The following is a 19,311-nucleotide window of genomic DNA, read 5'->3' on the forward strand; positions in this document are numbered from 1 at the left end:
GGCTTGCCCCCCGCGTGCACCTCGGTCATTGGGCTTCCTCCTTCGCCCGGACGTGTACGCAGGCGGACGCGCGGCGGTCGCCGACCGGCCACAGGTCCACGTCCAGGGTCGCGCATTCGTCCAGCGCGACCGGGCAGCGCGGGTGGAACGAGCAGCCGCCGGGCAACTGCATCGGGTCGGGTGGGTCGCCGCCGAGGCCCTTCGGCGCGAGCCGCGAGACCGGGTCGCCGACCGTCGGGAACGCCGCCGCCAGCGCCCGGCTGTAGGGGTGCTTGGCGTCGTGGAACACCTCGTGCGAGGGGCCGTGCTCGACGACGCGGCCGGCGTACATGACCGCGAGCCGGCCGCACACGTCGGCGAGCACAGAGAGATCGTGGGAGATCATGATCAGCGAGATGTCGTGCTCGGCGACCAGCTCCTTGATCAGCGTCAGCACCTGGGCCTGCACCATCACGTCGAGCGCGGTGGTCGGCTCGTCGGCGATGATCAGCCGCGGCGAGCAGGCCAGTGCCATCGCGATCATCACCCGCTGCCGCTGCCCGCCGGACAGCTCATGCGGGTAGCTGCGGGCCCGCCAGGCGGGCAGTCCCACCTGGTCGAGCAGTTCGGCCACGCGCTTGCGGGCGGCGTCCGGCTTGGCCAGGCCGTGGACGAGCAGCGGCTCGGCGATCTGGTCGCCGATCTTGCGTACGGGGTTGAGCCCGTGCTGGGCGCCCTGGAACACGATCGAGGCCTCGGCCCACCGTACGGCCCGCATGCGGCCCCACTTCATGGCGAGCACGTCCTCGCCGTCGAGCAGGATCCGGCCGCCGACGTGCGCATCCCTCGGCAGGAGCCGGAGCAGCGCCATGGCCAGCGTCGACTTGCCGGATCCGGACTCGCCGGCGACTCCGAGCGCCGCTCCGGAGTCCAGGGTCAGCGACACCCCGCGCACCGCGGGCACCTCGCCCGAGGTGATGCGGTACGTCACGGACACGTCGTCGAGTTCGAGCAAACTCATGCGGTCTCCTTCCCCGGCATGAGCCAGACTGCTGCGTCCATGGTTCGTTCTCTCACGCCTCTCACGCGGCCCTCCTGAGCCGTGGGTTGAGCACGGCTTCCAGCGCCCGTCCCACCAGCGTGAACGCCATGACCACGATGAGGATGGCCAGGCCAGGAATGGTGATGTACCACCACGCCGCGTTGGTGACCGCACCGAAGTCGTAAGAGTTACGCAGCATGGTGCCCCACGAGGTCTTGTTCGCACTGGCGCCGAGGAAGGCGAGCGTGGACTCTGTGACGATCGCGCTGGCCACCTCCAGCGTGGTGCTCGCCAGCAGCAGCGGCGCCACGTTCGGCAGCACGTGCCGGGTGGTGATGTGCCAGTGCCCGCCGCCGAGCGCCTTGGACCGCTCGATGTACGGCCTGGCCTCCACGGCCATCGTCTGCGCCCTGATCAGCCGGGCGGTCGACGGCCACGTCGTGATTCCGATCGCCATGATGATCGTGAACGTGTTGCCGCCCAGGATGGCCGCCAGCACCAGCGCCGTGACCAAGGACGGGAGCACCAGGAACCAGTCGGTGACCCGCATGAGCGCACCGCCGAGCCAGCCGCGGAAGTGGCCGGCGGCGACGCCGACGACCAACCCGATCACGACGCTGAGCAGCGCGGCGAGGAAGCCGATGAGCAGCGACGTGCGCGAGCCCCACCACACCATGAGCAGAATCGAGCGGCCCGACTCGTCGGTGCCGAAGGGGAACGCCAGGCTGGGCGCCTCGAACTTCTCCCCGGGGGCGTCGACGACGCTGGTCACGTCCTCGCCGATGAACAGCGGCGCGACCAGCGCGAGCACGACCGCGAGCACGAGGACGACCAGTCCGGCCATCCCGCCCCGGTTGCGGCGCAGGTCGGTCAAGAAGCGGCCCAGCGCGAGCCGCCTGCGGGCCGCGGCGACCCCGGTCATGCCGACCTCACTCTCGGGTCGAGGATGTGGTAGACCACATCGGCCAGCGTGTTCATCACGACCACCGCCACGGTGATCAGCAGGAACGTGCCCTGCATGAGAGTGAAGTCAGGCACCCTGACAGCCTCGTAGAACAGTTGTCCGAGACCCGGCCAGGTGAAGATCGTCTCGACGGTGACCGCGCCGCCGACCACGAAGCCGATGCGCATGAACACCAGCGTGACCGTGGGCAGCAGGGCGTTCGGCACCGCGTGCCTGCGGCGTACGTCGTCGTCGCGCAGGCCCTTGGCGCGGGCCACCGTGACGTAGTCCTGGCTGACCTCCTCCAGCAGCGACGACCGCATGACCAGGAGATACTGCGCGTAGACCACGGCCACCAGCGTCAGGCACGGCAGCACCATGTGCGAGGCCACGTCCAGCACGTACGCGAACCCGTCGGGCGCGTCCACGCTCTCGATCCCGCGGAACGGGAAGACGCCCGGGATCGGCCCGATGCCGACGCCGAACACCATCATCAGCAGCAGCCCGAGCCAGAACGTCGGCACGGACCACAGCAGCAGCGACGCGCCGGTGGAGAACCGGTCGAACCTGCTGCCGTGCCGCCATCCGGCCCGCGTGCCCTGCCAGATCCCGAGGCTGACCGCGATGACCAGGCCAGTCCCCGCGAGCAGCAGGGTCGGGCCGAGCCGCTCGCCGATCAGGTCCAGGACCGGCCGCTTGTACTCGTACGACGTGCCGAGGTCGAGGCGCAGCGTCTTGCCGACGAAGTCGAAGAACTGGTCGATGAGCGGCATGTCGAGGCCGAGGCGGCGACGTTCGAGGTTGAGCTGGTCCGGGGTCATGTTGCGGCCCTGGGCCAGGTTGCGCACCGGATCGCCGGGCAGCAGCCGGAACAAGAAGAACGTGCCGACGATCACCATGGCGATGCTGAACAATGCCCCACCGGCCTTCGACAGCGCGTACCGCAGCGTGCCGCGGCCGGTGGGGCGCTCGTCACCAGGGCCCGCCGCCTGGACGGCGGGCTCTGCCGCTTCGAGCGGAGCTGTCATTCGCGCTCGTCGGCGACGCTCTTACGCCGCCTGCTCAGGAGGAAACCGGCCAGTGCGAGGACCACCACGCCGCCGACGATCCCAGCGATGAGGCCGGTGTTGGAACCGCTCTCGGCACTCGCGCCGGTGGCCGCCGTGGCCTTGACGTCCACGGTGTAGAACGGCCAGTAGCCGCTGCCGCCGTACAGGAGGCCCTTGTCCTCGGGGATCGGGGTGATGCTGGTGATCCGGTCCTTGCGGTAGCCCTCGAGGTCGTTCGGGTAGTAGATCGCGATGACCGGGGCGTCGGTGTAGAGGCGCTCCTGAAGCTGCTTGAGCAGCTCGGCGCGCTTGGGCCGGTCCAGCTCCTTGAGCTGCTCCTGGTAGAGCTTCTCGAAGGTCTCGTCGCAGTAGAACGACTCGGTGCCGCCGCCCACGCCGTCCGAGGTCGGCCTGCGGCTGCACAGGTGCGTGGCCATGACCTCCTCGGGGTCGGGGTTGACCGACCAGCCGCTGATCGCGATGTCGAACAGACCGGTGACGCCCGTCTCCTCCGCGAACTTGCTGGAGTCGAGCTTCTTGGTGGTCAGCGTGATGCCGATCTCCTTGAAGAAGCCCGTCAGGTATTCGGCGAGCTTGTCCTCGATCGGGGTGTCGGTGTGGATGCTGAAGCGGAACTCCAGCTTGCGGTCGCCGTCGGGCATCGTACGGACGCCGTCGGCGCCCTTCTTGTAGCCGGCGTCGTCGAGGATCTGGTTGGCCTTGGCCGGGTCGTAGGTGACCTTGGTGTCGCCGGTGGCCTCCCAGAAGAAGTCCTGGTACATCGGCGGCACGATCGAGCCGTCGGCGGGCTTGGCCAGGCCGTTCTGGACCTCGTCGACCAGCTTCTGCTTGTCGATGGCGTAGTGCAGCGCCTGGCGGACCTTCTGGTCCTGCAGCGCCGGGTGTCCGTCGCCGACGGGCTTGTCGTCGGTGGTGGTGGCGCCGTGGTTGAGCTGCAGGTACGCCGCGCGGCGGCCCTGCGTGTTCCACGCCTCGATGTTCGGGTCACCCTGGATGGCCTCGTACTCGGGCGGGTTGAGCCGGCCGATGAGGTCGATGTCACCCTTCTTCAGACCCGCGATGGCGGCCTGCGGGTTGTCGTAGAAGATGACCTGCAGCTCGTCGATCTTGGCCTTGCCCCGCCAGTAGTTGGGGTTGACCTGCAGCTTGACGTACTGGTCCTTCTTGTGCTCGATCGCGATGTACGGGCCGCTGGTCACGGCCGGGTACTTCTCGGCGTCGTAGTTGGCCATGTCGGTGACCGACTCCCAGACATGCTTGGGCATGATCGGGATCGGGTTCTCCAGCATGGACGCCTGCGGGGCCTTGAGCTTGATCGTCAGCTCCTGGCCGTCGGCCGTGACGCTCTCGAAGTTCTCCACCGCCGGGCCGTTGGCCGTCTTGGCGGCCTCGTCCGTCATGATCTTGTTGAACGTCCATGCCGCGTCGTCGGCCGTGACCGGCTGGCCGTCGGACCACTTGGCCTGGCGGATCTGGAACGTCCACGTGAGCCCGTCTTCCGACGTGGTCCACGACTCGGCCAGGTCGGGGCTGGGCTGAAGCGTCTTGGAGTCCGGCACCGTCAGGAAGCCGTACATCCAGCGGTGGATCGCGGTCGAGACCAGGCGGACCGCCAGGAACGGGTTCATCGAGTCCATGGACTGCGTGGCCCCGACGCGTACAACCTTCTTCCCCGCCGCAGGGTCCTGCGCCAGGGCGGCCGTGGTGCCCTGACCTGCCACTAATAGCGCGACGCCCAGCGCAGCCAGGCGTACGAACCATTTCCTCATTAAGTGCCTCACCTTCAGGCGGGGGGTTCCTGTGTAGAGAAAGGCACACCATACGGGGACGTCGTGTCAACGAGCGGCGGAAAATTGTTTCATTCTCGTTTCCTTCTACGGTGTAAATTTTCAGCGCCCTTGGCACTACCGTGAGCTGGTGCCCCGCCTGCCCGTCGCCCTCACCGCCACCCTGATCGTCGCATGCGGGCTCGGTGTGCGGGCGCTGTGGGACGGGCCGTTCTCCAAGTACGCGGGCGACGCGCTCTACACCGCGTTGATCTACGCGCTCATCGTGCTCGTCCTGCCGAGAGCCCGGCCGTGGACGGTGGCCGCCGGGTCGGCGGGGCTGAGCTGGGCGATAGAGTTCGCCCAGCTCGGCGAGATCCCGTCGGTCCTGCGGCCGCTGCTCGGCAGCACCTTCAACCCACCCGACCTGCTATGGTACGCCGTCGGCGCCGCCACCATGCAGGCCGCCCACACCCTGTGGCTGAGGCGCCGGCCTGGCTCTTGAGAGCAGCCCCTTCGTTAGTGGCAACCGCCTGAGCCACAGCAGGACCCGCCGGCCTGCGGGAGCAACTCGACCTTGCCGGCCAGCTCGTAGCCCGCCTCGACCACGGCCGCGTCGATCAACGCGACGTCCAGCGGCGCCTCGCTCGTCACGGTCACCGACTTGGCCGCCAGATCGACCTGAACCCCGCGCACCCCGGCGACCCTGCCGACCTCCTCGGTCACGGAGCTGACGCAGTGGCCACAGGTCATGCCCTCAACCTGGTACGTCGCGACAGTCATGCCTCACCCCTTCACTCTCGTACTCTTGGGAGGCACTATACCCCCGAGGGGTAAATACGCATACAACTCGTCCCCTCGGATAGGGGGAGAAGGAGACATACTGACCAAGGGGGAGTTCTGATGTTGAACGGCAAGACCATCGCGTTCCTGGTGGCTCCTGAAGGGGTCGAGCAGGTGGAGCTCACCGAGCCATGGAAGGCGGTCAAGCAGGCGGGCGGCACGCCGAAGCTCATCTCCACCGCCTCCGGCCAGATCCAGGCGTTCAACCACCTGGACAAGGGCGACACGTTCGCCGTGGACGACACGGTCGACAACACCGACGTGGCCTCCTTCGACGGACTCGTGCTACCCGGCGGCGTCGCGAACCCCGACTTCCTGCGTACGGTGCCGCAGGCCGTGCGGTTCGTCCGCTCCTTCTTCGACACGGGCAAGCCGGTGGCCGCGATCTGCCACGCGTCCTGGACCCTGGTCGAGGCTGACGTGGTGCGGGGTCGTACGCTGACGTCCTGGCCGAGCCTGCAGACCGACCTGCGCAACGCCGGGGCGACCTGGGTGGACAGGGAACTCGTGGTGTCCACGGACGGCCCGAACACTCTGGTCACCAGCCGCAAGCCGGACGACCTCAAGGCCTTCTGCCAGGCCGCCACAGACGCCTTCGGCGCCTGAACCAGACCGGCCCGGCGCGGGCCTTTCAGCGGGGCGACGGCCCCGGCCCAGCTATCGGCACCGTCATGTGGGCGTGCCGGCGGAGTCGCGACAGCCATCCGCCGCGCACGCCCACTCGTGTGCGCGCTAGATCCCGCTATTTCGGGAAAAATCACCATGAACGTGGCCACCTTCCCCACTGACGGGATCGAAACTCGCCTGTAACGCCTTGTCCCCTGGCGGGAAATGGTCTAGAGGTAGACCAAATGGAGCGTCCTCCGCGCCCCCAGGGAGACCTCAATGACGTCCACTGAAGAGGATTCCAGGCGACTGGCCGAGCTCGGCTACAAGCAGGAGCTGGCCCGTACCTGGAGCGGTTTTTCGAACTTCGCCATCTCCTTCTCGATCATCTCCATCCTCGCCGGTTGCTTCACCACGTTCGGCCAGGCCTGGAACAACGGCGGCCCCATCGCCATCTCCTGGGGCTGGCCGCTGATCTCCGTCTTCATTCTGATCATCGGTTTCTGCATGTCGGAGCTGGTGTCGGCGTACCCGACGGCGGGCGGCATCTATTGGTGGGCCGCCAAGCTGGGCAAGCCGATCCACGGCTGGTTCACCGGCTGGCTCAATCTGATCGGCCTCATCGCCGTCACCGCGTCGGTCGACTACGGCTGCGCCACGTTCCTCAACATCACCCTCAACCGGCTGACCGGCGGCGGGTGGGAAGGCACGCTCCCCCAGGCGTTCCTGCTGTTCGTGATCATCCTGGCGCTGCACACGCTGATCAACGTCTACAGCCACAGGCTCATCTCGCTGCTGCAGAACGTCTCGGTCTGGTGGCACGTCGCCGGCGCCGCGATCATCGTCGCCATCCTGATCTTCGCGCCGAGCGACCACCAGTCGCTCGGCTTCGTCTTCGGCGGCACGATCAACAACTCAGGCTTCGGCGACGGCTCCGACGGGCTGCCCTTCTGGCTGTACGTGCTCCCGCTCGGCTTCCTGCTCACCCAGTACACGATCACCGGCTTCGACGCCTGCGCGCACGTGTCGGAGGAGACCCAGGGCGCGGCGAAGAGCGCGGCGCGCGGCCTGTGGCAGTCGATCTTCTACTCGGCGATCGGCGGGTGGATCCTGCTGCTGTCGTTCCTGTTCGCGGCGACGAACGTGGACGAGATCAACAACCAGGCCGGCTTCGTGGGGGCCATCTTCGAGACCGCGCTCTCGTCCCCGCTGGCCACGGCGATCTTCGCGATCTCCACGATCGGGCAGTTCTTCTGCGGGATGAGCTGCGTGACGTCGATGTCGCGGATGACGTACGCGTTCTCGCGCGACGGCGCGGTCCCCGGCTGGCGGCTGTGGTCCAAGATCGACCGCAACCGTACACCGGTCAACGCGATCGTCGCCGGCTGCGTGGTGGCCGCCCTGATCACCCTGCCCGCGCTGTACGCCCCGGCCGGCCTGACCACACCGGTCGCCTTCTACGCCGTCGTGTCGATCGCGGTCATCGGCCTCTACCTGGCCTTCCTCATCCCCATCTGGCTCCGGCTGCGCATGGGCGACGCCTTCGAACCCGGCCCGTGGACGCTGGGCAAGAAGTACAAGGCGCTGTGCTGGATCGCCTGCGTGGAGATCGTGATCGTCTCGATCTACTTCATCATGCCGTTCTCGCCGGCCGGCGTCCCCGGCAATCCGGACTTCACCTGGACCTCGGTCAACTACGCGCCGATCGCGGTCGGCGTCGTACTGATCGGCATCGCCCTGTGGTGGGCCCTGTCGGCCCGCCACTGGTTCACCGGCCCCCGCCGCACCGTCGACGAGGTCCCCATCCCCTGACCACCCCACGCGGGTACGGCTCCCACAAGCCGTACCCGCGTGCGACGTGCACGTCTTCCGCGTAGCTGGCCGCTAAGCGCCGTCGCCTTCCCGGGTCGCCTCGAAGGCGGTGGCCACGGCCGTGCGGACCTCGTCCATCGAGATGGTCCCCAGCTCGCGCTTGAGCGAGGTCATGTCCACGTCCGGCATTCCGCAGGCGATGGCCCAGTCCCACGGCGTCAGGTCGCCGTCCACGTTGAGCGCGAACCCGTGGCTGGTGACGCCCCGGCTCTGCCGCATCCCGATCGAGATGATCTTGCGCCTGGTCTCGACCGTCCAGACGCCGGTCAGCAGCTCCGAGCCCGGCGGCGTGTCCCTGCGCTCGGCCGGCAGCCCCAGCTTGCCCAGCGCCTCCACCAGCCGCAGCTCCACCTCGCGCACGTAGTCGACGATGCCCTGGTCCTCGCCCAGCTTGACGACCAGATAGCCGACGAGCTGCCCCGGCCCGTGGTAGGTGAGCTGTCCACCACGACCCGTCTCGACCACGGGAATGCCGCGCGTCGGGTCGGGCAGATGTGCCATCGGGGTGCGGCGGCCGATCGTGTAGACGGACGGGTGGCTGAGCAGCCAGAGCGTGTCCGGCCGCGCGTCCTGCTGGCGCTCCCCGACCATGTCGGTCATGCGCTCCATCGCCGTGTCGTAGTCGACGAGATCATCCTGAACGAGTGTCAGCGGCCTTGCCCTCATGCCTTCGAGAATAAGCCGCCCCCGGAACAACCACGCACACAGCCCGAACACACCACCAACCACCCTCGCCAGGTGTTGCCCTCGGGCGTGATCGGCATTGGGGAGGCCAGGTCGGGGCCGTGCGGTATCCGGGGCTGTGGCCTGCTGAAAATACGATCTTGTCATGTTCGGGCGATCACCCGCTGATCACACAGTCAGCTGGTGATCGTCGTCCGGGATCGTATGGACGTCGTCGCACCTCGGCGCCCGCCGATCAGCACCGACAGATTGACTTGATGACACGATAATGGTGTCATCGAGTCATGCTGTACGGAACGCCGAAGCTGAGCGACGCCGACATCCGCGTGGTCGAGGAGATCGAGCAGATGCGGCATGACCTGCGTATGCACCTCCGGCCACAGGAGCAGTGGACGAAGCAGCTGCGCAGAAGCCTCACCGCCAGGGCCATCGTCGGCTCCAACACCATCGAGGGCTATGCGGCGTCGGTCGAGGACGTGGAGGCGCTGATGGCTGGCGAAGCGCCGCTGGAAACCAGCGATACCACTCGCAGGGAGCTGGAGAACTATCGCCGGGCGATGGCCTACATTCAGGCGCTCTCCGACGCTGGTACGGAGTTCAGCTACGACTTGGGGCTGTTGAACGGCTTGCACTTCATGATGCAGGAGCCGCATCGGCGGAAACGGCCGGGCCGACTGCGGCAAGGCCCCGTTTATGTCACCAGTCCTGATGATCCTGTCGTCATGGCCTACACCGGACCAGATCACACCTTGGTGCCCGGCCTCATGAGCGAGTTGATTCAGTGGCTCAACGAAGGCGACCTGGATGTCCCTGTCCACGTTCGGGCTTCGATGGCCCACCTGAATCTGGTGAAGATCCACCCTTGGGCGGATGGAAACGGAAGGATGTCAAGGGCGCTGTCCACCCTGGTGTTCGCCCGGGAAGCCATGCTGCCGCCGGAATTCTGCTCCATCGAGGAGTGGCTCGGCAGGGGGCAGAACACGTACGCCTATTACCAGATCCTTGGCAGGGTGGGCGGTCCGGAATGGAGCCCCCGCCGGGCGACGCACGGGTGGATCACCTTCTGTTTGCGCGCCCATCATCTTCAGGCGCAACAGGCCAGGCGCAGGGTCGATCTGCTGAGCCGGGCATGGTCGGCCCTGGCCGAGGCGGCCGTTCGAGACGGCCTTGACGAGCGCACGGTATTCGCTCTCCTGCCGGCCTTCTGGGAGTCGCGGGTCCGGCGTACCGTCTACCAGCAGGACGCGGAGCTCAGCCCGCAGCAGGCCGTCAGAGACATCCGGGAGATGTGCCGGCTGAGCTGGTTGACGCCGCAGGGGCAGGCGAGGGGCCGTTATTACGTGGCCGGATCCGCCATGCGGCCCATCTTCGAGTCCGTCAGGCAGTCCGCGAAGCCCTATGCCGAGCCCTACCGGGGGCGCTCCTTTTGAGAGCGCCCCCCGTTAAGCGGTCAGGCCGCGCGGTAGCCCTTGGGCTCCTCCGGGACGAGGATCCACATGACGACGTAGACGACCCAGAGCGGTCCGGGGATGAGGGACAAGAGCAGCCAGAGGATCCTGACGAGCGTAGGCGGCAGGCCCATCTTGTCGGCGAGGCCGCCGCAGACCCCGGCGATGATCCTGTGCTCTCGTGAGCGGTACATGCTGTTCCTCCGTGTGTTACGACCTACCTGTAGAACGAAGAGCCAGGCGGAAGGACTCCCGCTAGGGACCCTGAGAAAACCCTGTAAGGGTCAACCACTCATGTGCCATGCCCAGATGACGGCTGGTCAGTCCCTGTCTGGGGTCCACGTGAACGAGCAGGAAGTCGCCGAGACCCTGACGCACCCTGAGATACTCCTCGTCCTCGGCCCACACCTGGTCGTCGAACCAGACGAACGGCCGCCGCCCCACGTACTCCGCCACGTGCGGCGTCTTGAACATCTCCCCGTGCTCGCTCGGCGGAGCCGTGTCCGGGCTCATCGGGATCACGGGCAGCGAGGGCAGCCCGATCCTCGGAGCGATCCACTCGTTGGCGTGGTGCTCCCACGTGGTCGCCCAGACCAGCTCGGAGCCGGTCAGCAGGGCCAGGTCCAGCAGGCGGCGGCCGTGCCTGGGGTTGAGGTGCACGGTGTACACCTCGTTGTCGACCGTGCACCGGTAGCGCCGGAAATCGGGGGTCGGCCCTCCCATCGGGTTGAGCACACCGTCGACGTCGAGCAGCAGGAGAGGTTTCATCCGGCCCGGTGCTCCTGAGGGCTGACCCCGCGTACGCGCTTGAAGGCCGCGCTGAGCGCGAACGGACTGCCGTACCCGACCTTGCGCGCCACCGAGCCGATCGTGGCTCCGGGCTCGCGCAGCAGGTCGGCGGCCAGGGCCAGCCGCCAGCCGGTGAGGAAGGCCATCGGCGGCTCGCCGACCAGCTCGGTGAAGCGCCTGGCCAGCGACGCCCTGGAGACGCCCACCTGGGTGGCCAGGGCGGCGACCGTCCACGGGTGCGCGGGGTTGTTGTGCAGCATCCGCATGGCCTTGCCGACCACCGGGTCACCGAGGGCGCGGTACCAGCCCGGCGCCTCGTGGGTGGCGAAATACGACCGCAGCACCGCGATGAGCAGCAGGTCGAGCAGCCGGTCGAGAACCGCCTCCTGCCCCGGCTCGTCCTTGGCGATCTCGGCCACGAGCAGCGCGACGACCGAGCCGCCCGGCTGCTCGATCAGCCTGGGCAGGGCTTCGAGCAGCCGCCTGCTGACCTCGCCCTCCACGCTGTAGGTGCCGGTGAGCAGCACCGTGGAGCCGTCGCGATTGTTGCCCCACGTTCGCACGCCGAGGTCCATGGCCTCGTAGAGCGACTCACCGTCGAGCGTGGTGCAGTGCTGGCCGGGGTGGACGATGATCTGCGGCTTGGTCGCCGGGTCATCGGCCACCGTGTACGGCTCCGGCCCTCGGACGACCGCCACCTGACCCGGCTCCAGGGGTAGGGGGTCGCCGTCGTCGAGCACGACCCACGCCTCCCCCCGGACCATCGCTATCACCGACAGCGGGGCCTCGTCCTGGATGCGCAGCGACCAGGGCGGATCGAGGATCGAACGCAGCAGGAAGGCGCCCCGGGCTCGCGGGCCGTCGAGTAGCGCCGCGAGCTGATCCATGGGGTAGACGATCGCATATGGGAACGCGCTTCTCAACCATGGAGAGTCTTATCGGTATCGGGACTTACTAGATGTATGACGATTTTGGTGCTGGGCGGCACGGGCAAGACCGGCCGCCGCGTCGCTGACCGGCTCACCGCGCTCGATCTGCCCGTACGGATCGGATCCCGGTCCGCCGTACCGGCCTTCGACTGGCAGGACCGCTCCACCTGGCCGGGCGTCCTCGACGGCGTCACGACCGTCTACCTGTCGTACTATCCCGACCTCGCCTTCCCCGGCGCGTACGACGACATCAAGGCGTTCACCGAGCTGGCCGTGCGCGCCGGCGTGCGGCGGCTGGTGCTGCTGTCCGGGCGGGGCGAGCCGGAGGCGCAGGCGAGCGAACGGACCGTCCAGGAGTCGGGCGCGGAGTGGACGGTGGTCCGCTGTAGCTGGTTCATGCAGAACTTCAGCGAGGACTTCCTGCTGGGCCCGGTGCTCGACGGCGTCGTCGCGCTGCCCGCCGCGGACGTCCCCGAGCCGTTCGTGGACGTGGAGGACATCGCGGACGTGGCCGTGGCGGCGCTCAGCCAGAACGGGCACGCGGGCAGGCTGTACGAGCTGACGGGGCCGCGCCTGCTGACCTTCGCGGAGGTGGCCGGCGAGCTGGCCAAGGCGACCGGCAGGCAGATCATCTTCGTCCGGGTGTCGCCGGAGGAGTACGTGGCCGCGGCCGTCGCGCAGGGCGTGACCCAGGAGGAGGCCGAGGGGATGTCCGCGCTGTTCACCGACATCCTCGACGGCCGCAACGCCTCGGTGGCGGACGGCGTGCGCCAGGCCCTCGGCCGCCCCGCGCGCGACTTCACGGACTTCGCCGCCGCCACCGCCCCGGTCTGGAACCCCTGACGGGCGACCCCGGCCGGGTGGGGCACCGAGTCGAGCAGTTCGGCCGTGCGTGACCGGTCCTCGCCGTACGGCCTGAGCGCTCGTGTTCGCTCGACGTCGAGCGCTCCCACCAGCCCTACCACCTACGAGAGCAACTGCCGGGTCCCCGTAGCCGCTAGTCTCACCCTGGTCACTCCCGCGTGCTCGAAAGGTGTAGTCGTGATCGGCTGGCTAGAAGCGGTGGTTCTGGGGTTGATCCAAGGGCTCACGGAGTTCCTGCCGATCTCCTCCAGCGCCCACATCCGGGTGTTCTCCGCTTTCGCCGGCTGGGAGGACCCGGGCGCGGCGTTCACGGCGGTCATCCAGCTCGGCACCGAGACGGCCGTGCTCATCTACTTCCGCAAGGAGATCTGGGAGATCATCTCGACCTGGACGCGCTCCCTGTTCGACAAGGACCTGCGCGGCCACTGGGCCGCCCGCATGGGCTGGTACGTCATCGTCGGCACGCTCCCGATCGGCATCCTCGGCCTGGTGCTGAAGGACCAGATCGAGACCGTCTTCCGCGACCTGCGCCTGGTGGGCACCACGCTGATCGTCTTCGGGTTGATCCTCTGGTTCGCCGACCACACCGCCCGCAACAAGCTCACGCTGGAGAAGCACCTCAGCTTCACCCACGCCATCGTGTACGGCTTCGCCCAGTCGCTCGCCCTGATCCCCGGTGTGTCCCGCTCGGGCGGCACCGTCACCGCCGGCCTGCTGCTCGACTACCGCCGCGAGGACGCCGCCAAATACTCGTTCCTGCTGGCCATCCCCGCGGTGCTGGCGTCGGGCCTGCTGGAGCTGAGCGAGATCGGCAACGGCCCGGCCCCCGACTGGGGGCCGACCATCCTGGCGACGATCATCTCGTTCGTCGTCGGCTATCTGGCCGTGGCCTGGTTCCTGCGCTACATCAGCACCCACCGCTTCACCGGCTTCGTGATCTACCGAATCATCCTCGGCTTCTTCGTCATCCTCGCGGTCACGCTGGGCTGGATTCCGCCGATCGGAACGGGCACCGAGTAATAGTCCGCCCACGAGGCGTCGTCGCGTGCCCGCACTACCGTCTCCGACGTCCCCCGCGCGGTCGTGGCGGGAGTCCGTTCTCCCGCGCGATCCGGCGTATGTACGCCTCCGTGAAGGACGAAGACGCGGCGACATCCTTGCACCGCTCACCGGCTCTGAGAGCGGCCAAGATGCCGGCGATCAGTTCTTGGCGAACACGCTCGTGCGCACACTCCGACTCTCGCTATCGGCGCGCGCTCTCGGCAAGCGCATCCAGGGGATCAATGTCTGCAAGCGGACCGGAGTGATCGGCCGGCATGCCCTGGTGACCTCCGCGCACCAAGGGTGGGTGTGCGGCACGGGGCTGATCAGGATTCGTCCCAGAGAGGGAGTCGACCCGCGATACCTGAGCGACTATCTGAGCTCCCCATCGGTGCTTGATTGGCTGACTCGCAATTCTGCCGGGAGCGTGCTTCCCAGCATCAACACCCGCGTCCTGGGAACTCCGCGTGGATCATCGACGTCGCGCTCGCCACCACCACCGTGGTCCTCTACGTCGCCGTCGCCCTCGCCAGGGGGGTGCACAGCCCCTGGGAGGGCACGATCCCCCTTGCCCTGTTCCTGGGTACCCTCGTGCTGGTCACGCGCCGCTGGCCGATGACCGTGCTGCTGCTGTCCATCGCCGGGATCTTCCTCCATCACTTCACCATGGGATATTCCGTCGGCTGGATCTGGCCGGCTTCGGTTGCCTACTTCACCGCCGCGACCACTGCCCGCGTGCGGTGGGTGGCCGCCGTGGGCCTGATCCAACTGGTCTACTTCGCGGTCGACTTCCGATGGGTCCTGGACAGAAACCTGAGCCGCTACATCATCGCCGTCGCAGGAGAAGGACTGCTGCTGACGATTCTCATCGCCGCGGGCCTCACGTACGCCGCCTCGATGCGCTGGCGCGAGCGGCTGCGCGAATCCGACGACCGCGCTCGCGACGCCGAGCAACGGCTGCGCATATCGCACGAGGTGCACGACATCGTCGCCCACACCCTGGCCGTCGTCGGCGTCCAGCTCAACGTCGCCGCCGACACCCTCCAGGAGGACCCGGCAGAGACCGCCGCCGCGCTGCGCCTGGCCCAGGACGTCAGGAACCGGGCGATGGCCGACCTCGGCTCCCTCATCGGCGTCCTGCGCGACAACCCCGGCGACACCGCACCCCAACCGGATCTCGCCAACCTGGGCACGCTCGTCGCCGATGCCCGCGCCTCCGGGCTCGACGTGACCCTCGACGAGCACGGCGACCTCTCGGCCGTCCCCGCCGCGCCCGCCATCGCCGTCTACCGCGTCATCCAGGAGTCCCTCGCCAACACGCTCAAGCATTCGGGCGCGACCAAGGCCGAGGTGACGATCATCCGGCAGCCCGGCTCGGTCACCGTCGAGATCACCGACAACGGGCAAGGGAGCGGCTCGGGCGTCACCGACGGCCACGGCCTGACCGGCATGCGCGAGCGGGTGAGCGCGCTCGGGGGGACGCTCACCGCGGGGCCGGTCCCCGGCGGATTCGCCGTGCGGGCCGACATCCCTGTGGCAGTCTCGACAGTGTGACGATCAAGGTGCTGCTCGCTGACGACCAGGCACTCGTACGGGCCGGCTTCCGCAGCCTGCTGGCCCGTTCCAGGGACATCACGGTCGTCGGCGAAGCCGCCGACGGCGAGGAGGCCGTACGACTGGCCACGAGCACCCGTCCCCACGTCGTCCTCATGGACATCCGCATGCCCCGCATGGACGGCGTCGCCGCCACCCGTCGCATCGTCACCGACCCGGCTCTTCTTGGCTGTCGTGTCATCATCCTCACCACGTTCGACACCGACGAACACGTCTTCGCCGCGCTGCGCGCCGGGGCCAGCGGTTTCCTCACCAAAGAGGTCGAGCCCGCCGAGCTGCGCCGCGCGGTCGCCGCCGTCGCCGCCGGAGACGGGCTCCTGTCTCCCGGCGTCACCCGCCGCGTCATCCAGCAGTTCGCCCACCGGCGGGACCTCGCTCCCGACGCCGGGCAGCGGCTGGCCGGCCTCACCTCCCGGGAGCTGGAGGCGGTCCGGCTCGTGGCGCTCGGCCTCTCCAACCAGGAGATCGCCGAGCGTCTCGTCATCAGTCCGCTCACCGCCAAGACCCACATCACCAGGGCCATCGCCAAGCTGGACGTACGTGACCGGGTCCAGTTGGTCATCCTGGCCTACGAGAGCGGCCTGATCCGGCCCGGCGGTTGAGTGTGCGGGTCAGGCCGCTCCTACGGCGGGCGCGGGCTGCGGCTCCTGGACGGCCGGGCGACGGTACGTGGCCAGGGTGAACAGCAGTCCCACCAGTCCGAAGCCGGTGGCCAGCACGATCACGCCCGTCCTGCCGTACCAGTCGAGCGCCGCGCCGCCCGCCAGCCCCGCCACGAACAGCCCGATGTACTGCGCGGACGACAGCAGCCCCAGCCCGATCGGCACGTTGCCTGGCACCGCGGCGACCGTCCTGAACTGCTGGGCCGGCGCGATCAGCCAGCCGAGCGCGCCCCACAGGAACGCCCACACCAGCGCGACGGGCAGCGCCACGTTCGCGAGCGGGATGAGCGCCAGGAACACGGTGGACGCGGCCATGCCGATGATGACCATCATGCGCGGCCCGTACGCGTCGGTCAGGCGGCCACCGAGCTGGTTGCCGACGATGCCGCCGATCCCCCACGCCCACAGCACGGCGGGCAGCGGCAGGTCGATCAACGACCCGATGTAGGTGTACGCGCTGAACGCCCCCGCGAACATCAGCAACTGCGTCACCAGCACCGCCAGCACCCGCCGGTCGCCCAGCGGCGCGAACCGGTCGCCCAGACGCCCCGGCAACGGAGTCCGCACCTCGGGCACCATGGCCGCCACTCCCGCGAACCCGGCCACCCCGAGCCCCACGACCAGCCACAGCGTGGCCCGCCAGCCCGCCGCGGTGCCCAGCCAGGTGCCCAGCGGCACGCCGATCGCGGACGACACGGTCAGCCCGCCCATCACCAGCGCCAGCGCGCGCCCGCGCCGCTCGGGCCCGCTCAACGCGTTCGCGACCGCCGACGACGTCGGCGTGAACATCGCCGCCCCCGCCGCGGCGACCACACGCGAGGCCATGACCAGCGGGTACGTCGGCGCGAGCGCGGTCAGCGTGTTCCCCAGCACGAACACGCCCAGGGCCAGCAGCAGCAACCGGCGCCGCGGCAGGCGCGCGGTCACGGCGGCGAGCAGGGGCGACAACACCGCGTACGCCAGCGCGAACACCGTCATGAGCTGCCCGGCCGCCGAGGCAGAGATCCCCAGATCGCTGGAGATCGGCGGCAACAACCCGGCGGTCACGAACATCCCCGTGCCGATCGCGAAATTTCCGGCAGCGAGCGGATAGAGCCGCGAACTCATGAAACCTCCCACCAAGTTTGGTGGGTATCAAACTGTCCTATGGTTGGATTGTTGTCAAACAATGAGATGGAGGTAGGGTTTCAGCATGCGCCTGCTCCCGCACCCCGCCACCGAGGACATCGAGCTGACCGAGGTCCTGCGGGCGCTGTCCGACCCCGTCCGGCTGGAGATCGTCGCCCGGCTCGCCACCTGGGGCGAGAGGACCTGCGGAAACGTCGGCGAAGACCTCGGCATCCACAAGTCGACGGCCTCGCACCACTACCGGACGCTCCGGGAGGTGGGCGTGATCTCCACCAAGCAGGAGGGCCGGCTCATATACATCAGCCTGCGCCGCGACGATCTCGACGCCCGCTTTCCCGGCCTGCTCGACTCGATCCTGTCCGCGACCCGCACCCCAGCACTCGACGCCCATGCCAGGTCCTGACGCCCATGCCGAGTCCTGACGCCCATGCCGAGTCCTGACGCCCATGCCGGATTCTGACGCGCTGCCCATTCGGCATGTCCTGGCGGAGTTGCTCGCAACGCTGGAGGCGCAGGGCGCGGCGGTGCTGACCGCGCCGCCCGGCACGGGCAAGACGACGGTCGTGCCCCTGGCCCTGGCGGAGGCCGGCCTGCGGGTGCTGGTGGCCGAGCCGCGCCGGCTGGCCGTACGCGCGGCGGCCCGGCGGATGGGCGTCAGCTTCACCATTCGCGGCGACCGCCACGTGGGCGCGAACCCGATGGTCGAGGTCGTCACGACCGGCGTCCTGCTCCAGCGCCTCCAGCGGGACCAGGAGCTGGCCGGGGTGGACGCGGTCATGCTCGACGAGTGCCACGAGCGCCACCTGGACGCGGACACGGCACTGGCGTTCCTGCTCGACGTACGCGACACGCTCCGGCCCGACCTGCACCTGCTGGCCACCTCCGCGACCGCCGACGCCGAGCCGTGGTCGCGTCTGCTCGGCGGGCCCGTCGTGGCGGCCACCGGCGTCACGTATCCGGTCGAAACCGTGTGGGCCCCGCCCACGCGACCGGTCGCCCCGCCGCACGGCCTGCGCGTCGACCCGGCGTTCCTGTCCCACGTGGCCGCGGTGGTGCGCCGGGCGCTGGCCGAACGCGACGGCGATGTCCTGTGCTTCCTGCCCGGTGTGGGCGAGATCGGCAGGGTGGCGGCGATGCTGGGCGGCGTGGAGGTGCTCCAGGTGCACGGGCAGGCCCCGGCCCACGTTCAGGACGCCGTGCTGGCGCCCGGCTCGGCCCGCAGGGTGGTGCTGGCCACGTCGGTCGCCGAGTCGAGCCTGACCGTGCCCGGCGTACGCGTGGTGGTGGACTCCGGTCTGGCCCGCGAGCCGCGTACGGATCATGCCCGCGGCCTCGGCTCCCTCACCACGGTCCGGGTCTCGAAGGCGTCCGCCGATCAGCGCGCCGGGCGGGCGGGTCGTGAGGCGCCCGGAACGGTGTATCGCTGCTGGCCGGCGGCGGAGCACGAGCGCCTGGCCGACCATGCCAGGCCGGAGATCGCGCTGGCGGATCTGACCGGGTTCGCGTTGCAGGCGGCCTGCTGGGGCGTACCCGACGCATCCGGCCTGGCTCTCCTGGACCCGCCGCCGTCCGCCGCGATGGCCGCCGCCACGCGCACCCTGGAGTTGCTCGGCGCACTGGACGGCTCCCCGCCGCGGGTCACCGGGCGGGGGCGGCGCATGGCGCTCGCGGGCGTGCACCCCCGGCTGGCCAGGGCGCTCCTCGACCTCGGCCCGCGCGCCGCCGAGGTGGTGGCGCTCCTGTCCGAGCAGTTGCCGCGCGGCGCGGGCGACGACCTCGTGGAGGTCTGGCGCACCGCCCGGCGCGGCGGCGACGGCTTCGCCGCCCGCTGGCGCCAGGAAACCAGACGCCTCACCCGAGCTGCCACCACCCCCTCCACCCCCGAAGCCAACGGCACGCGCGGACCCGGCACGACCGGCGGAAGGGCGGGCGGGCGCGGCGCGGAAACAGCGGACCGGCGCGGCACGACCGGCGAAAGGGCGAGCGGGCGCGCCACGGAATCAGCGGGACGTGGCGCGAGCGGTGGAGGGG

The 19,311-nt window shown here is 69.1% G+C and carries 20 protein-coding genes; 10 read left to right on the forward strand and 10 right to left on the reverse strand.

Going from position 1 to position 19,311, the window contains the following annotated elements:
* Positions 1–25: 25 nt before the first annotated feature.
* From ITP53_RS42140 to ITP53_RS42155, 4 genes are all read right to left on the reverse strand, one after another.
* On the reverse strand, positions 26–1,000 hold the full coding sequence (locus ITP53_RS42140) for an ABC transporter ATP-binding protein (protein WP_195901075.1): 975 nt from the start codon (positions 998–1,000) through the stop codon (positions 26–28).
* A gap of 61 nt (positions 1,001–1,061) precedes the next feature.
* The gene (locus ITP53_RS42145; RefSeq protein ID WP_195901076.1) at positions 1,062–1,943 is read right to left on the reverse strand and encodes an ABC transporter permease; all 882 of its coding nucleotides are present in this window, start codon (positions 1,941–1,943) and stop codon (positions 1,062–1,064) included.
* Complete coding sequence (locus ITP53_RS42150) at positions 1,940–2,992, reverse strand: ABC transporter permease (protein ID WP_195901077.1); 1,053 nt, start codon at positions 2,990–2,992, stop codon at positions 1,940–1,942. Before ITP53_RS42150 ends, ITP53_RS42145 begins: the two co-directional genes overlap by 4 nt.
* The gene (locus ITP53_RS42155) at positions 2,989–4,803 is read right to left on the reverse strand and encodes an ABC transporter substrate-binding protein (RefSeq protein ID WP_195901078.1); all 1,815 of its coding nucleotides are present in this window, start codon (positions 4,801–4,803) and stop codon (positions 2,989–2,991) included. The genes ITP53_RS42150 and ITP53_RS42155 overlap by 4 nt, the downstream gene beginning before the upstream one ends.
* Before the next feature lie 148 nt (positions 4,804–4,951).
* Here ITP53_RS42155 and ITP53_RS42160 point away from each other — a divergent pair, with 148 nt between their 5' ends.
* Positions 4,952–5,305, forward strand: coding sequence for a ribosomal maturation YjgA family protein (locus ITP53_RS42160; protein WP_207757197.1), 354 nt, complete (start codon positions 4,952–4,954; stop codon positions 5,303–5,305).
* A 14-nt stretch (positions 5,306–5,319) separates the two neighbouring features.
* Here the strand turns inward: ITP53_RS42160 and ITP53_RS42165 are convergent, their stop codons facing one another.
* Positions 5,320–5,583, reverse strand: a complete 264-nt coding sequence (locus ITP53_RS42165) for a heavy-metal-associated domain-containing protein (protein WP_195901079.1) — start codon at positions 5,581–5,583, stop codon at positions 5,320–5,322.
* A gap of 120 nt (positions 5,584–5,703) precedes the next feature.
* On the opposite strand from ITP53_RS42165, the gene ITP53_RS42170 reads away from it, so the two are divergent.
* The gene (locus ITP53_RS42170; protein WP_195901080.1) at positions 5,704–6,249 is read left to right on the forward strand and encodes a type 1 glutamine amidotransferase domain-containing protein; all 546 of its coding nucleotides are present in this window, start codon (positions 5,704–5,706) and stop codon (positions 6,247–6,249) included.
* A gap of 279 nt (positions 6,250–6,528) precedes the next feature.
* The gene (locus tag ITP53_RS42175) at positions 6,529–8,061 is read left to right on the forward strand and encodes an amino acid permease (RefSeq protein ID WP_195901081.1); all 1,533 of its coding nucleotides are present in this window, start codon (positions 6,529–6,531) and stop codon (positions 8,059–8,061) included.
* 72 nt (positions 8,062–8,133) lie between these two features.
* On the opposite strand, the gene lipB is transcribed toward ITP53_RS42175, so the two are convergent.
* Entirely contained in the window at positions 8,134–8,787 is a 654-nt protein-coding gene (lipB, locus tag ITP53_RS42180; RefSeq protein WP_195901082.1) for a lipoyl(octanoyl) transferase LipB, read from the reverse strand.
* Between the two features lie 302 nt (positions 8,788–9,089).
* Between lipB and ITP53_RS42185 the strand changes: the two genes are divergently transcribed.
* Positions 9,090–10,235 carry a Fic family protein gene (locus ITP53_RS42185; RefSeq protein ID WP_195901083.1) on the forward strand — a complete coding sequence of 382 codons (1,146 nt, stop codon included), beginning with the start codon at positions 9,090–9,092 and terminating at the stop codon, positions 10,233–10,235.
* 20 nt (positions 10,236–10,255) lie between these two features.
* Here ITP53_RS42185 and ITP53_RS42190 read toward each other — a convergent pair whose 3' ends face one another.
* From ITP53_RS42190 to ITP53_RS42200, 3 genes are all read right to left on the reverse strand, one after another.
* Positions 10,256–10,447 carry a PspC domain-containing protein gene (locus tag ITP53_RS42190; protein WP_195901084.1) on the reverse strand — a complete coding sequence of 64 codons (192 nt, stop codon included), beginning with the start codon at positions 10,445–10,447 and terminating at the stop codon, positions 10,256–10,258.
* Positions 10,448–10,508: 61 nt separating this feature from the next.
* On the reverse strand, positions 10,509–11,021 hold the full coding sequence (locus ITP53_RS42195) for an HAD domain-containing protein (RefSeq protein ID WP_195901085.1): 513 nt from the start codon (positions 11,019–11,021) through the stop codon (positions 10,509–10,511).
* A complete protein-coding gene (locus tag ITP53_RS42200) occupies positions 11,018–11,929 on the reverse strand; it encodes an AraC family transcriptional regulator (protein WP_195901086.1) in 912 nt (303 codons plus the stop codon). Before ITP53_RS42200 ends, ITP53_RS42195 begins: the two co-directional genes overlap by 4 nt.
* A 75-nt stretch (positions 11,930–12,004) precedes the next feature.
* On the opposite strand from ITP53_RS42200, the gene ITP53_RS42205 reads away from it, so the two are divergent.
* From ITP53_RS42205 to ITP53_RS42220, 4 genes are all read left to right on the forward strand, one after another.
* Positions 12,005–12,814 (forward strand): Rossmann-fold NAD(P)-binding domain-containing protein, encoded by an 810-nt coding sequence (locus ITP53_RS42205; protein WP_195901087.1) that lies wholly within the window; start codon positions 12,005–12,007, stop codon positions 12,812–12,814.
* 198 nt (positions 12,815–13,012) lie between these two features.
* Complete coding sequence (locus tag ITP53_RS42210; protein ID WP_195901088.1) at positions 13,013–13,855, forward strand: undecaprenyl-diphosphate phosphatase; 843 nt, start codon at positions 13,013–13,015, stop codon at positions 13,853–13,855.
* A 420-nt stretch (positions 13,856–14,275) separates the two neighbouring features.
* Positions 14,276–15,430 (forward strand): sensor histidine kinase, encoded by a 1,155-nt coding sequence (locus ITP53_RS42215; RefSeq protein ID WP_195901089.1) that lies wholly within the window; start codon positions 14,276–14,278, stop codon positions 15,428–15,430.
* The gene (locus ITP53_RS42220) at positions 15,427–16,092 is read left to right on the forward strand and encodes a response regulator (protein ID WP_195901090.1); all 666 of its coding nucleotides are present in this window, start codon (positions 15,427–15,429) and stop codon (positions 16,090–16,092) included. Before ITP53_RS42215 ends, ITP53_RS42220 begins: the two co-directional genes overlap by 4 nt.
* Positions 16,093–16,101: 9 nt before the next feature.
* On the opposite strand, the gene ITP53_RS42225 is transcribed toward ITP53_RS42220, so the two are convergent.
* The gene (locus tag ITP53_RS42225; protein ID WP_195901091.1) at positions 16,102–17,259 is read right to left on the reverse strand and encodes an MFS transporter; all 1,158 of its coding nucleotides are present in this window, start codon (positions 17,257–17,259) and stop codon (positions 16,102–16,104) included.
* Positions 17,260–17,344: 85 nt separating this feature from the next.
* Here ITP53_RS42225 and ITP53_RS42230 point away from each other — a divergent pair, with 85 nt between their 5' ends.
* Together ITP53_RS42230 and ITP53_RS42235 are read left to right on the forward strand one after the other, a co-directional pair.
* Positions 17,345–17,683, forward strand: coding sequence for an ArsR/SmtB family transcription factor (locus tag ITP53_RS42230; protein ID WP_195901092.1), 339 nt, complete (start codon positions 17,345–17,347; stop codon positions 17,681–17,683).
* Between the two features lie 43 nt (positions 17,684–17,726).
* A partial coding sequence (locus ITP53_RS42235) for a helicase-related protein (protein WP_268961336.1) occupies positions 17,727–19,311 on the forward strand: 1,585 nt, incomplete at its 3' end.

Source organism: Nonomuraea cypriaca, assembly GCF_015645445.1.
GTDB classification, from domain to species: Bacteria; Actinomycetota; Actinomycetes; order Streptosporangiales; family Streptosporangiaceae; genus Nonomuraea; species Nonomuraea cypriaca.